The 13,414-nt window shown below is 69.5% G+C and carries 12 protein-coding genes; 7 read left to right on the plus strand and 5 right to left on the minus strand.

What is annotated here, in order from left to right; translation table 11 throughout:
- Position 1 precedes the first annotated feature (1 nt).
- Entirely contained in the window at positions 2-1,540 is a 1,539-nt protein-coding gene (locus EAS64_RS17995; RefSeq protein WP_145854142.1) for a beta propeller repeat protein, read from the minus strand.
- Complete coding sequence (locus tag EAS64_RS18000; RefSeq protein WP_222849389.1) at positions 1,530-2,264, minus strand: RNA polymerase sigma factor; 735 nt, start codon at positions 2,262-2,264, stop codon at positions 1,530-1,532. Before EAS64_RS18000 ends, EAS64_RS17995 begins: the two co-directional genes overlap by 11 nt.
- 349 nt (positions 2,265-2,613) lie before the next feature.
- On the opposite strand from EAS64_RS18000, the gene icmA reads away from it, so the two are divergent.
- Positions 2,614-4,269 (plus strand): coenzyme B12-dependent isobutyryl-CoA mutase large subunit, encoded by a 1,656-nt coding sequence (gene icmA, locus EAS64_RS18005; RefSeq protein WP_145854144.1) that lies wholly within the window; start codon positions 2,614-2,616, stop codon positions 4,267-4,269.
- Between the two features lie 170 nt (positions 4,270-4,439).
- Positions 4,440-6,368, plus strand: coding sequence for a serine/threonine protein kinase (locus EAS64_RS18010; RefSeq protein ID WP_145854145.1), 1,929 nt, complete (start codon positions 4,440-4,442; stop codon positions 6,366-6,368).
- Positions 6,369-6,431: 63 nt separating this feature from the next.
- Here the strand turns inward: EAS64_RS18010 and EAS64_RS18015 are convergent, their stop codons facing one another.
- Both EAS64_RS18015 and EAS64_RS18020 read right to left on the minus strand, forming a co-directional pair.
- On the minus strand, positions 6,432-6,824 hold the full coding sequence (locus EAS64_RS18015; protein ID WP_187365986.1) for a type II toxin-antitoxin system VapC family toxin: 393 nt from the start codon (positions 6,822-6,824) through the stop codon (positions 6,432-6,434).
- Complete coding sequence (locus tag EAS64_RS18020; protein ID WP_145854147.1) at positions 6,821-7,210, minus strand: type II toxin-antitoxin system Phd/YefM family antitoxin; 390 nt, start codon at positions 7,208-7,210, stop codon at positions 6,821-6,823. The genes EAS64_RS18015 and EAS64_RS18020 overlap by 4 nt, the downstream gene beginning before the upstream one ends.
- A 126-nt stretch (positions 7,211-7,336) precedes the next feature.
- Here EAS64_RS18020 and EAS64_RS18025 point away from each other — a divergent pair, with 126 nt between their 5' ends.
- A complete protein-coding gene (locus EAS64_RS18025; RefSeq protein WP_222849390.1) occupies positions 7,337-8,302 on the plus strand; it encodes a tetratricopeptide repeat protein in 966 nt (321 codons plus the stop codon).
- 23 nt (positions 8,303-8,325) lie between these two features.
- Here the strand turns inward: EAS64_RS18025 and EAS64_RS18030 are convergent, their stop codons facing one another.
- Entirely contained in the window at positions 8,326-8,817 is a 492-nt protein-coding gene (locus EAS64_RS18030; protein WP_145854148.1) for a MarR family winged helix-turn-helix transcriptional regulator, read from the minus strand.
- A gap of 222 nt (positions 8,818-9,039) precedes the next feature.
- Between EAS64_RS18030 and EAS64_RS18035 the strand changes: the two genes are divergently transcribed.
- The 4 genes from EAS64_RS18035 (at position 9,040) to EAS64_RS18050 (ending at position 13,413) form a co-directional block, all read left to right on the plus strand.
- Complete coding sequence (locus EAS64_RS18035) at positions 9,040-10,452, plus strand: NAD-dependent malic enzyme (RefSeq protein WP_145854149.1); 1,413 nt, start codon at positions 9,040-9,042, stop codon at positions 10,450-10,452.
- A gap of 69 nt (positions 10,453-10,521) precedes the next feature.
- Positions 10,522-11,262 carry a YqgE/AlgH family protein gene (locus tag EAS64_RS18040; RefSeq protein WP_439333607.1) on the plus strand — a complete coding sequence of 247 codons (741 nt, stop codon included), beginning with the start codon at positions 10,522-10,524 and terminating at the stop codon, positions 11,260-11,262.
- Between the two features lie 67 nt (positions 11,263-11,329).
- On the plus strand, positions 11,330-11,593 hold the full coding sequence (locus tag EAS64_RS18045; RefSeq protein ID WP_145854150.1) for a DUF3039 domain-containing protein: 264 nt from the start codon (positions 11,330-11,332) through the stop codon (positions 11,591-11,593).
- Complete coding sequence (locus tag EAS64_RS18050; RefSeq protein ID WP_145854151.1) at positions 11,593-13,413, plus strand: DEAD/DEAH box helicase; 1,821 nt, start codon at positions 11,593-11,595, stop codon at positions 13,411-13,413. The genes EAS64_RS18045 and EAS64_RS18050 overlap by 1 nt, the downstream gene beginning before the upstream one ends.
- Position 13,414 lies beyond the last annotated feature (1 nt).

Raw genomic sequence — 13,414 nt, forward strand, 5'->3', positions numbered from 1 at the left:
GTCAGCTGCCGGGCTTGATCGCGCGGAACTGCCACGTCTGGCCGCCGTTGACGGTCATCCAGATTCCGTACGGATCCGGGGCCGGCTGGTTGGGCGCGGCGGCGGGATCGGCGATCGCGACCCCCTGCGTGTCGTTGGTCATGCCCACGTAGTTGAAACCGTATGGCGGCGCCGCGGAACCGCTGAGTGCGGCCTTCTGCCACTGGCTCGCACCGGGGGGCAGCCGGTAGATGCCCCTCTGCGTCGCGAGTATCAGGCCGCCGTTGCTGGTGGCGGTGAGTGACAGGGCCTTGCCGATCCACGAGACGCCCGCCTGCCCGACGCCGGTCCGCTCCGTCCAGTTGGACCCGTTGTCAGTGGAGATCCACACAGTGCTGCTGAAGCCCTGGGGGAGTGCCTTCACCTCGCACGCGACCGCCAGGCTCGGCGTGCCGCCCTTCGCCCAGTAGGACGCGAGCAGCACCTGCAGCGACTGGCCGTACAGCCCCTCGACCAGCCAGCTGGGGTTGCAGGGCAGGCTGGCGGACGCCCGGTGCCAGGTGCTCGCGGACCCGTCCTTCGGCAGCGATCCCACGTACAGCGAGCCGTCGGGCGCGATCAGGTAGCCGTTGTTTCCTGCGAGCTGGAAGCTCGCCGAGCCCGGGGTCTGGGCGCTGCCGGTGCTTGCCGCGGCCAGGTTCTGGGGAACGCCGCTGACCGGCGTCCAGACGTCCTGGCCCGCCGGGGTGGACATGAGCGTGTAGGAGAAGCATTCGGCCGCGTTGGTGCAGCTGGCCCACAGCGCGTAGGCCCGGTGGTTGACCGTTTCCAGGTCGGTGACCTGCAGATTTCCGGTTCTCACCTGGTTCCAGTGAAGGCCGCTGTCGTGCGTGGCCCACAGTTCGGGCCCGAACGCCCAGCCGTTCACCCCGTCGAGGAACCGAAGCCCGCTGACGCCGGTCAGGCTGCTCGCGGCCCCGGTGACCGGCGCGGGCACGCCCGCCCAGGTCTGGCCCGAATCGTGGGTGACCGCGATCGAGGTGCAGATGTCGGAGTTCTGCTGCGCGCCGCACTTACCCGAGGTCCCGGCCTGGCCCATGACGTAGCCGGTTGTTTGCGAGACCCAGGTGACCGTGGCCGGTATGAACTTGTCCGGCAGCCAGCCGGGCGAAGTCGGCCCGAGCGTAGTGCCCGATCCCGATCCCGCCGGGGTGGGCAGCGCGCTCGATGACGCCGAACCGCTTGCCGTGGGCTCGTTGGTGGCATTGCCGAGCGTCCGCTGTGTCCCTGTGCTGCTCGGACTGGCGGCACTGCCGCTTGCCGCGATGACGCTCTTGCCCGGCCCCGACGTCCCGAGGCCGCCGGCGAGCCCGAGCGTCGCCGTCACTGCCACCGCCACGGCGACAACGGCGCCCGACGCGACGGAGATCGCGGCGTGGCGTACCTTCCGCCGCCGCGCCCGCTTGGTGATCTGCTCGAACGCGCCGTCCGGCGGCGCCATCGGCCAGACCTGCTGGTTCAGCCAGCGGTCGACCGGGTCGAGGTCGTTGTCAGTCGGCATTGGTCCTCCTCAAGCCCCGGCGGGTGCCGCGGCCCTTCTTCGCGGAAGCGTCCCCGGCCGTTCCTATTTCGTCGACGTATGTCCCTGCCGCGTCCCCCGGCGTCCCCGCGGCGATCCCGCCCGATCCCGGCGCGTTCCCTGGCCGCTGGGCGGGGACCTGCCTCCCCCGAGGCACGGCGCCGCGCTCCGCGAGCGCCTCCTTCAGCCGCGCCCTGGCGTGGAAGAGGTCGGCCTTGATCGTGCCCTCGGGCTTCTTGAGCTGTGCCGCGATCTCCCTGATGCCGAACCCCGCGTAGTAGTGCAGCAGGAACGGCTCGCGCAGCCGGTCGGGGAGCGCGGCGAGCAGTTCCCGGACGTCAACGTCCTGCGACGGGTCGGAGAACGGCTCGGGATCCATGCCCGCGGCCGCCCGGCTGAAGGCGCGGCGCTCGCGCTCCATCTTGCGCCAGTGGTCGCGGACCAGGTTGGTGGCGATCATGTAAAGGTAGCTCTGCGGGCTTTCCAGCTTGTCGGGGCTGGTCCACTTCGACAGCAGCCGGACGAAGGCCTCCGACGCGATCTCGTGCGCCGTCTCGTCGTCGTCCACCAGGCGCCGCACCCAGCCTGCCAGCTTCGGGTAGTGAGCGGTGAACAGTTCCTCCGCGACCACCTGCCGTGAGCGACTGCCCGATTCCCTGGTGAGGATGCCGTATGGACCGGTCTCCGCTCCCGCGTCCGCGCCCAACGGACCTCCCTCTCGCCGCGCCGTTCGTGGTGCCCCTACCGCAAAGGCGGCGGCTAGGCCCGAATCGGCCGTCGCCGAACCTGCCCGCACCGCACCGGCGCCCCCATTGAACATGATGTCACCAAATGGGGACGCGGCGAGAGTATTTGTCGGGTGCATCAGTGAATCCCACACTTTCGCGCGGTGGCAGGCTGCTGGTACGTGCTAGCCGTTCCTAAGACGCCGCACCAGGGGAGCCGGTTGCGGGAAAGTTGAGCGGGCCTTTGCTGATTGAGTAACACCCCGCTGACTGGCAGTTACTAGGACGTCCTACTATATTGCTAGGGCGTCCTAGTAAACGGGGGTAAAGATGGGTGCGACCGGACGCGAGCGCTGGCGGCGCGACTACGACGCCGCCGCCAAGCGCGACGCCGACTTCAGCACGCTGTCCGGCATTGAGGTCCAGCCGGCCTACGGTCCGCCGGACGGCGCCGAGCCGCCTGACGCGATCGGCTGGCCGGGTGAGTTCCCGTTCACCCGGGGCCTTTACCCGACCGGCTACCGCGGCAAGCCGTGGACGATCAGGCAGTTCTCCGGCTTCGGCAATGTCAGGCAGACGAACGAGCGGTACAAGATGCTCATCAAGTCGGGCGGCGACGGCCTGTCCGTCGCATTCGACATGCCGACGCTGATGGGCCGGGACTCCGACGATCCGCGCTCGCTCGGCGAGGTGGGCCACTGCGGCGTCGCCATCGACTCGGCGGCCGACATGGACGTGCTGTTCGACGGCATCCCGCTGGACCAGACGACCACGTCAATGACGATCAGCGGCCCCGCCGTCCCGGTCTTTTGCATGTACCTGGTGGCCGCGGAGCGCCAGGGCATCGACCCGAGCACGCTCGACGGCACGCTGCAGACCGACATATTCAAGGAGTACATCGCGCAGAAGGAGTGGCTGTTCTCCCCGCAACCGCACCTGCGGCTCATCGGCGACCTGATGGAGTACTGCGCGCGGCGCATTCCGCGGTACAAGCCGCTGTCGGTGTCCGGCTACCACATCAGGGAGGCCGGCTCGACGGCCGCCCAGGAGCTCGCGTTCACCCTGGCCGACGGCTTCGGCTACGTCGAGCTCGGCATCAGCCGGGGCCTCGACGTGGACCAGTTCGCCCCCGGCCTTTCGTTCTTCTTCGACGCGCACATCGACTTCTTCGAGGAGATCGCGAAGTTCCGCGCCGCCCGCCGGATCTGGGCCCGCTGGCTGCGCGACGTCTACGGCGCCAAGACCGCCCGGGCCCAGTGGCTGCGCTTCCACACCCAGACCGCCGGGGTGTCGCTGACCGCGCAGCAGCCGGTGAACAACGTGGTGAGAACCGCCGTCGAGGCGCTCGCCGCCGTGCTCGGCGGCACCAACTCGCTGCACACCAACGCCCTGGACGAGGTGCTCGCGCTGCCGAGCGCGGCGGCCGCGGAGACGGCGCTGCGCACCCAGCAGGTGATCATGGAGGAGACCGAGGTCACCAACGTCGCCGACCCGCTCGGCGGCTCCTGGTACGTGGAGGCGCTGACCGACAGGATGGAGGCGGAGGCCGAGGACATCTTCGACCGCATCCGGGCCATGTCCCCTGACGGCTCGATGACCGGCGGCATCCTGCGCGGCATCGAGAACGGCTGGTTCACCGGCGAGATCGCCGACGCCGCCTTCGAGTACCAGCAGAAGCTGGAGAAGGGCGACAAGCGCATCGTCGGCATGACGACGCACACCGGGACGGTCGGAGGCGAGCTGGAGATCCTGCGGATCAGCCCCGAGGTGGAGCGCGCCCAGGTCGCCGAGCTGACGGCCCGCCGCGCCGCCCGTGACGACGCCGTGGTGGAGCGCACACTCGCCGCGCTGACCGCGGCCGCCAATACCGACGAGAACCTGGTCGAGCCCATGCTCGCCGCCGCCCGCGCCGAGGCCACACTCGGCGAGATCTGCGACGCCCTCCGCGCCGTCTGGGGCACCTACACCGAGCCACCCGCCTTCTAGTCGTCGCGCCGCCTCCTATTCTCAATAGTCCGGCCGGGTTATTGAAAAGTTACTTTTCTGAACCCAAGGATTCTGTCATTAACTCACAGTGTCAATAATTCCAGCCGTTGCCGGTTAGCACTCCATAAGGTAGGCCTGACATCTATCTTCTGTGCGGCATTGGGGGCGGCGTGGGTAATTTCGACGGTCGCTATCAGATGATTGGCCGGCTCGGCGAGGGCGGCATGGGAGAAGTCTGGCTCGCCCACGACGAACAGCTGGACAACCGGCCGGTCGCGATCAAGATCATGCGCGCGCAGTTGCTTTCTTCCGCAGAGGATGCAGCCCGATTCGACCGTGAGATGCGGCTGGCCGCCCAGATGCAGCACCCGAACATCGTGACTGTCTTCACCACGGGAACCTTCGGCGGTGCCCCGTACATGGTGATGGAGTACCTGGAAGGTCATGACCTTAGCCGGGTGCCGCCCGCGGGCGGGGTCGACCAGGCCGTCGCTATTGGCCGGGAGACGTGCGGCGCGCTTGCCTATGCACACGAGCGGAATGTGATCCACAGGGACATCAAGCCGGGCAACTTGTTCCTGTGCAAGACGGGCCAGACAAAGGTCACCGACTTCGGCATCGCCAAGGCGATGACGGGCACCAAGCTCAGCTCGTCAGGAGTCTTGATTGGCACCTTCGCCTATATGGCGCCGGAACTGTGGCTCGGCGAGCCCGCCGCGTTCAGCAATGACATCTGGGCGGCCGGCTGCGCGCTCTATGGGTTTCTCTCCGGCCGGCTGCCCCGCGAATGCGCCACGGTCGGCGAGTACGCGTCCGCCGCGGTTCGCAGGGAACCTATTCCCGACGTACGGAGCGTCGCCAGGATTCCGGACTGGCTCGGCGGCGCGGTCATGGCCATGCTCGAGCCAGACCCGCGCAACCGCCCCACGGCGGCCCAGAGCCTGCAGTTGCTGTCCGGGTCGCCGTCCGGCTCGTGGCAGGCCGGGCAGGCGGGGCCGGGCTATACGAGCCGGGCAACAGGGCCGGCGGTCGTCGACGCGCCTCCCTGGTGGGGCAACGGGTTTTCCGACCCGGGCCGGCCGAGCGGCCCCACACCGCCGCCCGGCTACCCGTCGGCGGACGGCGGCGGACGGGGAAGCGGGCCAGTGCGGCGGCGTAAGCGGGGGCGGCTGATCGCCGCGCTCGCCGGGATGGCCGTCCTGCTTGTCGCGGGGCTCTACGTCGCACGTGGAGCCATCCTGGGATCGTCGGGAGCGAACACGGCAGCTGGCAACGGGTCGACTCCGAAGGTGAGCACGAAGGCCACGCGGAAGAGTTCGCACGCCACGTCGCCTGGCTCAGGCGCGTCGGCGTCGGCGTCAGCCTCGGCGCTGGCCTCCTCGTCGGTTACCGCCTCAGGCGACGCCACGCAGTCGACCTCCGCCCCGCCCGTCACCGGCAGCGCGACGCTCACCGGTGTCACGACGCAGGTTGACGCTGGCTCGGCGCCGTCGTTCACGTTCAGCGTTCAGGACCTCGGCTCGGGCGAGTCAACCGTGCTGCAGCGGACCTTCGGGCAGACGTTCGAGGATGTGCAGACGCTCACCGGCGCGACTGGGTCCGTGACGCCGCCGAAGCTGAACGCGATGGGCAAGTACTCGTTCCGCATAGCCATCGAGAGCGGCGGCGCGGTTGTCGGCGTCAGCGCCGCTGTCGCGGTGACGGCCTACGGTGATGTGCCGCTTGTCCCGTTCAACAACGGCAGCGGGACGGTGCAGGTCGGAAACCGGCTGTTCAGCTATACCGACCAGGAGGGGACCTACCAGTACCCGCAGTACGAGCAGAACCAGGTGTGGAGCGCGTCGACATGCCGGTCGATAACCGTGCAGTTCACCCAGAGCCAGGGCGGACAGCAGGCCGGCTCGACCGGCTACCTTGAGTTCGTCCAGACATCGAGCGACCCGGCCTACGCGTCCGCGCACGCCGGGATCGTGAAATCCATCACCGTCCCGCTCGACGGCGGACCGCTCTACATCAACACCTCGTCAACCGGCGGCTATCAGATCGACCTGGTGGCCACCGGCTCCTGCTACACCCCGTCGGGCCAGACCCAGACCTGACCGCGTCTGGCGGGGCGGCAGGCCGCAGCCAGCCTGGGCAGAACCGTCCGCGAACGCGGATGCCTAGGCCGGGCTCGCGACGGGAAGTCCGGCGGCCTCGGCGGCGTCGCTGAGGGTCTTGTCGTAGCACACGAAGGCGGTCAGGTCCCGCTTGATCGCCAGCGCCGAGGCCAGGTGGATCGCGGCGGACGTGGGCAGGTGGCCGGGTTGCACGGTGGCGGCGTTGTCGAGCAGGTCGTGGCTGAGCGCGACGAGCGAGACCCGGCGGATGATTCGCTGCGCGCGGGGCAGCGCCCCCGGCTCCGCGCGCCAGATGGCGCGCAGCACCTCGGCGCGGTGCAGCGTGCTCGACACAAGGGCGGCGTCGGGGTGGCTGGCGATGAAGGCGGTGAGCGCGGCGGACTCGGGCTCGGTGAGGGCGAGCTTGACCAGCGCCGAAGAATCCAGGTAAATCACGATGACTCCCCGGCGCCGCGCAGTCGTTCCAGCGCCTGGCTCGCGGTCTGCTGCCCGGCGGCCGGCGCGCCCTGGTACGGCTCGATCTCGAGCACGCTGCCCTCGTCCTCCGCGCGCTCGATGACACCCTTGGCGATCCAGCGCTCGAGCGGGCTCTCCGGGTCGCGGACCGGGATCATCTGGGCGACGAGACGTCCGCGGTTGGTGATGTCGACGGTATAGCCGCGCTCAACGAGGTCGACGTAGACGCTGGCGTGCTGCCGGAGTTCCCTGATGCCGATCCGCTGCTGAGGCAGGTTCGACGTCGAGTGATGCACGGGGTCGCCTGCGTACCCGAGGTTCGGGTTGAGCGGCTTGCCGCGTCGCCGGTCGCCCTTCTGTGCCATGGGGCGACGGTAGCACATGAAATGCTACAAGCGGCCTGTTTTGGCAACGAGTTGCCAGTGTCGCGCCGGCCTGTCGCGACCGACAATGGTCACGATCACGCCAAGATTTGGGGCAGGATAGATGGTATGACTCAGCCGCGGGACTTCTCTATGTACGGTGCCGTCGACCTTGGTGCGCGGCAGGCCGCCGCGCAGCGCAGGCAGCAGCAGGCGGCGCGGGCCGCCTCGGCCAGCGGCGCTGCCGACGGCACGCCCTCGGCCGGATCTGAATCGGCGTTTGTGTTCGACGTGACGGAAGAGACCTTCAACGACGACGTCGCGCTCCGGTCGAGGACCACGCCGGTGATCGTGGACCTGTGGGCGGACTGGTGCGGTCCGTGCAAGCAGCTCAGCCCGGTGCTCGAAAAGCTGGCGGGCGAGGCCAACGGCGCGTGGGTCCTCGCCAAGATCGACGTGGACGCGAACCCGCGACTCGCCCAGGCCTTCCAGGCGCAGTCCATCCCGATGGTGGTCGCGATCATTGGCGGCCAGATGGTGGACGCGTTCCTCGGCGCGATGCCCGAGGCACAGATCAAGCAGTGGCTCGCTCAGGTGCTGTCGGTGGCCGACCAGCTCGGTGTAGCGCCCGCCGGCGCGGGTGCGGACTCGGGCTCGGGATCAGGTGACGCTTTCGATGACCTGCCGCCCGCGCTGTCCGAGGCCAGGGACGCGATGGAGACGGGCGACCTCGATGGCGCCGCGCAGGCGCTTGAGAAGGCGCTCGCCGACGTCCCTGCCGACCCGCTCGCCAAGAGCTGGCTCGCCCAGGTGAACCTGATGCGCCGGGTGTCTTCCGTCGAGCCCGCGGACGCCGCGCGGGACGCCGCCGAGCGGCCCGACGACGTCGAGGCGCAGCTGCTGCTCGCCGACTTCGAGATGGCGAGCGGCGACGCGGAGCAGGCATTCGACCGGGTGCTCGCCGTCATCAAGCGGACCTCGGGCGCCGAGCGGAACACGGCGCGGCTGCGCCTGCTCGACCTGTTCGAGGTGCTGCCGCCGGACGACGAGCGGCTCAAGAAGGCAAGGACTCAGCTCACCCTGCTGCTGTTCTAGCCGGGCAAACCAGGCGCAAAGTGTTACCTGGCAGGCCGCGGCAGCGGTGTCTCAGGTTCAGCGAGCGCCTCGAGGGCGGGCAGCGCCGCCGCGAGTGCGGCCCGCTGCCCCGCCGTGAGCAGCTTCAGCGACTCAGTGAGCATGACGGTCCCCTCCTCGCGCAGCCGCTCAAGAGTTTCGTGCCCGCGAGTCGTGATCGCGAGCGTGGACGCCCGCGCGTCCGTGGGGTCAGCGTCGCGGCGCACATAGCCGAGTTCCTCGAGGACCGCCACCATCCGGGTGAGCGTCGAGGGGGCGATGCCCTCCGCGGCGGCCAGGTCGCCGAGCCGCAGCGGCCCGGCGCGTTCCACCGTGGACAGCGCGGCGAGCTGCGTCGGCGTCAGCCCGGCGAGCGCGTGCCTGCGCATGCGACGGGACAGCCGGGCGAGGGCCACGCGCAGCCGGGTGACGTCGATCACGTCGGCTTCTGTCTGGAAGCCGGCGGCCGACGGGCTCATCGTTGTATCCCGCGCCATGCATGAAGATTACGCGGTGCAGCAAGCAGCACCTACTCTGAAACGTCCGGGCCGTTCAATGCGAGCCGCAGCCGCTGCCTGCCGCGCGGTAATCTTCCTGCGTCGGCGGAGTTTCCGGCACCCCGCCGGAGGGCCGGAAAGCCGGAAGGCAAAGGGAAGCCAGAAGGCGTGAAAGCCGGACGGTCATGAAAGACCGGCGGGCCGTAGAAAGGCGGAAGCGACATGACCATGGCGCCGAGCGTGTCGTATTCCATCACGGCACGCCTTGAGGTGGCCTCGCACGGTCGTGCGGTCAGCGAGATCACGCGTGCCGTGGAGCACGCGGGTGGCGTGGTCACCGCGCTCGACGTCAACTCGGGTAACCGCGGCAAGCTCCGCGTCGACGTGACCTGCGCCGCCACCGACACCGCGCACGCCGAGTCGCTGGTGGCCGCGATGGCCGAGGTCCCGGGCGTGGCCGTGCACAAGGTCAGCGACCGCACCTTCCTCATGCACCTCGGCGGCAAGATCGAGATGCGGTCGAAGGTACCGCTGCGTAACCGCGACGACCTGTCCATGGCCTACACCCCCGGTGTGGCCAGGGTCTCCCTCGCGCTGGCGGCGAAGCCCGAAGACGCGAGAAGGCTGACCATCAAGCGCAATAGCGTCGCGGTGGTGACCGACGGCTCCGCGGTGCTCGGCCTCGGCAACGTCGGCCCGTACGCGGCGCTGCCGGTGATGGAGGGCAAGGCGGCGCTGTTCAAGCGGTTCGCCAATATCGATGCCTGGCCGATCTGCCTGGACACCCAGGACCTCGACCAGATCGTCGCGACGGTCGCGGCCATCGCACCGGGGTTCGGCGGCATCAACCTGGAGGACATCTCCGCACCCCGGTGCTTCGAGGTGGAACGCAGGCTGCGCGCGATGCTCGACATCCCGGTGTTCCACGACGACCAGCACGGAACCGCGATCGTCGTGCTCGCCGCGCTGACCAACGCGCTGCGCGTCGTCGGCAAGGAACTCGCCGAGGTCAAGATCGTGATGGCGGGCGCGGGAGCGGCGGGCACCGCCGTGCTCAAGCTGCTGCTCAACGCCGGCGCGCGGCACGTGATCTCCTGCGACATCAGCGGCGCTGTGTACCGGGGCAGGGCAGACATGAACGAGAACCTCACCTGGATCGCGGAGCACACCAACAGTGAGTGCTACGCGGGCGACCTCAAGGGGGCCGTCGCGGGTGCCGACGTGTTCATCGGTGTCTCCGCGCCGAACGTGCTGACCGGCCAGGACGTCAAGACGATGAACGCTGGCGCGATTGTGTTCGCGCTCGCCAACCCCGACCCCGAGGTCGACCCGGACGAGGCCCGGGACTACGCGGCCGTGGTGGCGACCGGCCGCAGCGACTACCCGAACCAGATCAACAACGTGCTCGCCTTCCCTGGTGTCTTCCGCGGCCTGCTCGACGCGCAGTCGACCACGATCACGGACACGCTGCTGCTCGCCGCGGCCCGCGCGCTCGCCGACGTGGTTCCCGTCGAGGATCTCGCCCCCGACTACATCATCCCGTCGGTGTTCCACCCCGACGTCGCCTCCGGCGTGGCCGCCGCGGTGCGCGAGGCCGCCCTCGCCGAGTCGGGCAAGGCCGCGCCGGCAGAGTAAGAGCTGGCAAGCAGAGGAAGACCGGGCCGACGGACGAAGGCCGTCCGAGTCATGGGCCATGATGGTTACATGGACCACATGGGGTCGGATCCGAAGGCTGGTCGGCTACTCGTAGCGACTCCGCTGCTCGGTGATCCGAACTTCAAGCGCGCCGTGGTGCTCGTCGTGGAGCACGAGGAAGTCGAGGGAACGCTGGGCGTCGTGTTGAACCGGCCCACCGCGATCGGCGTGGGCCAGGTGCTTGAGCAGTGGACGGAATTGACCACCGAGCCCTCTGTGGTCTTTCGCGGCGGCCCGGTGGCGCCGAACAGCGCGCTCGCGCTGGCACTGATCCCCGGCAAGGACGAACCAGTCGGCTGGCGGGCGCTCGACGGGGCACCATCACTTGCCAGGCTCGGCCTGCTTGACCTCGACACGCCGCCCGGCCTGCTGACCACCGCGATCACCAGCATGCGCGTGTACGCGGGCTACGCCGGCTGGTCGCCCGGCCAGCTCGAGGCGGAGATCGAGGAGGGCGCCTGGTACGTTCTCGGCGCCGAGCCAGGCGACGTCTTCGCCCCCGACCCCAGCCTGCTCTGGCGCCAGGTGCTCCGCCGCCAGGACGGCGACCTGGCGTTCGTCGCCACGTATCCCGACGACCCGACGCTCAATTTATCCCCCGGGGGACGACCCCCGTACCCCCCGATGCCCCTCTGCCCGGGCCTGATCGCAAAAATCGCGATCGTATCAGGCCCGCGCAGCCGGGCAAGAGCTGGCAGCTCCGCACGCTTATCCCGAACGGGTTCGGCCTACTCAGACGGCGATCCATGAACCTGATTGCCCGAGATGCCGTGGCGCGGGCGGCGCGGGCACGCCAGGAGACGGTAAACTCGGGTACGTGGAGACCGAAGTAATCCCAGACAGCGACCTGAAGGTTCACGAAGACCTCAAGGTCGATACGTCGCATGGCGATCACGAGCGGTTCGCGCATTACGTCGACAAGAACGACATGATGCAGGCCGCTGTCTTCGGCACGCCCATCAAGGCGTTGTGCGGCAAGGTCTGGGTGCCCAGCCGGGATCCGCAGAAGTTCCCCGTCTGCCCGGAGTGCAAGGAAATCTACGAGTCCCTGCCTCCCGGCGACGGCGACGACGACGAGTAGTGGCGGCCGCTCCCGAGTCAGCCGCCCCCGTTTCGGATTCGGAAGTTCCACTTCTCCGCGGCTGGCAGAAAGCTGCTTACGCAGAGTACTTTCGCGTAGCTAAGCGTGATTTCCTCCTCGTCGCGACCCCTGGTGCGGGCAAGACGACCTATGCGCTGACCGTAGCCAAGGAGCTGCTTGTCAGGCGCGAGATCGTCGCGGTGACGATCGTCACGCCCACCGAGCACCTCAAGTACCAGTGGGCGCAGGCGGCGAAAAGGTTCGGGATCGCGATCGACCCGTCCTACCGGAACGCCCAGGGCAGGGCCGGCGCCGACTTCCAGGGCGTCGCGGTCACCTACGCGCAGGTCGCGGCGCATCCCGCGCTGCACAGGGCGCGCACGGAGAACCGCAAGAGCCTGATCATCTTCGACGAGGTCCACCACGCCGGCGACGCGCTGTCCTGGGGCGACGCCGTGAAGGAGGCCTTCGATCCGGCGCGGCGGAGGCTAGCGCTGACCGGGACGCCGTTCCGGTCAGACGCCAACCCGATCCCTTTTGTCACGTACGTCCCCGAGGCGGACGGGTCCAAGCGGTCCGCCTCCGATTACGTGTACGGCTACGGGCCGGCGCTGGCGGACGGCGTGGTGCGCCCGGTGATCTTCCTCGCCTACTCCGGCGAGATGCACTGGCGGACCCGCGCGGGCGACGAGATCACCACGACCCTCGGCACGCCGATGACCAGGGACCAGATCGCGCAGGCATGGCGGACCGCACTCGACCCGAGCGGCGAGTGGATCGGCCGGGTACTCGAGGCGGCGGACAAGCGGCTCACCGAGGTCCGGCGGGGAATGCCGGACGCGGGCGGCCTGGTCATCGCCAGCGACCACGAGACGGCGCGCGCCTACGCGGCCCAGCTGCGCAGGATCAGCGGCGAGCGGCCCGCCGTGGTGCTTTCCGACGACCCGACGGCGAGCAGGAAGATCTCCGCCTTCGCCGCGTCGCAGGCCCGCTGGATGGTCGCGGTGCGGATGGTGTCGGAGGGCGTCGACGTGCCGCGGCTCGCGGTGGGTGTCTACGCGACGAGCGTGAGCACGCCGCTGTTCTTCGCCCAGGCGGTCGGCCGCTTCGTCCGCGCTCGCAAGCGCGGCGAGACCGCGTCGGTGTTCGTGCCGTCGGTGCCGACGCTGCTCGGCTTCGCCGCCGAGCTCGAGGCGGAGCGGGACCACGTGGTCCGCGCGCTCGACAGGGACCCGGAAGCCGAGCTCGAAGAGGCGCAGCGGGAACGGAAGACCCCGGACGACTTCGAGCTCGTCGGCCGGTCGATCGAGGTACTCAAGGCGTCGGCGACGTTCGACAGGGTGCTGTTCGACGGCGGCGAGTTCGGCACCGCGACCGAGGCGGGATCGCCCGAGGAGGAGGACTTCCTCGGCCTGCCAGGGCTGCTCGAACCCGAGCAGGTGACCACGCTGCTGCGCAAGCGCCAGGCGGCGCAGCTGGCCGCCCGCTCGGCCGCGGCCGCGGCGAAGGACGACGACCGGGACGGCGCCCTGTTCGCCGCGCCGACGCTGGTCAACGGCACGGTCAACGGCGTCGGCAACGGCCGGGCTCAGGCCGCGAAGGACGCGCGGCCCACCGTCAGCCGCGAGCAGCTCGCGGCGCTCCGCAAGGAGCTGAACGGCCTGGTTGGCGCCTGGTCGCACCGCACCGGGCAGCCGCACGGGGTGATCCACAATGAGCTGCGCGGCGCCTGCGGCGGCCCCGCGCTGCCGCAGGCCTCGGCCGACCAGGTCAAGGCGCGGATCGACAAGATACGCCAGTGGGCCCTATCGCGCCGCTGAC

Origin of the sequence: Trebonia kvetii, assembly GCF_007827045.1 — a bacterium.
Classification (GTDB): domain Bacteria; phylum Actinomycetota; class Actinomycetes; order Streptosporangiales; family Streptosporangiaceae; genus Trebonia; species Trebonia kvetii.

Excerpts from the sequence above, each read along its gene's own strand:
- EAS64_RS17995 (WP_145854142.1), bottom strand. The coding sequence starts at position 1,540 with ATGCCGACTGACAACGACCTCGACCCGGTCGACCGCTGGCTGAACCAG.
- icmA (WP_145854144.1), top strand. The coding sequence starts at position 2,614 with ATGGGTGCGACCGGACGCGAGCGCTGGCGGCGCGACTACGACGCCGCC.
- EAS64_RS18020 (WP_145854147.1), bottom strand. The coding sequence starts at position 7,210 with ATGGCACAGAAGGGCGACCGGCGACGCGGCAAGCCGCTCAACCCGAAC.
- EAS64_RS18025 (WP_222849390.1), top strand. The coding sequence starts at position 7,337 with ATGACTCAGCCGCGGGACTTCTCTATGTACGGTGCCGTCGACCTTGGT.
- EAS64_RS18030 (WP_145854148.1), bottom strand. The coding sequence starts at position 8,817 with ATGGCGCGGGATACAACGATGAGCCCGTCGGCCGCCGGCTTCCAGACA.
- EAS64_RS18035 (WP_145854149.1), top strand. The coding sequence starts at position 9,040 with ATGACCATGGCGCCGAGCGTGTCGTATTCCATCACGGCACGCCTTGAG.
- EAS64_RS18040 (WP_439333607.1), top strand. The coding sequence starts at position 10,522 with ATGGACCACATGGGGTCGGATCCGAAGGCTGGTCGGCTACTCGTAGCG.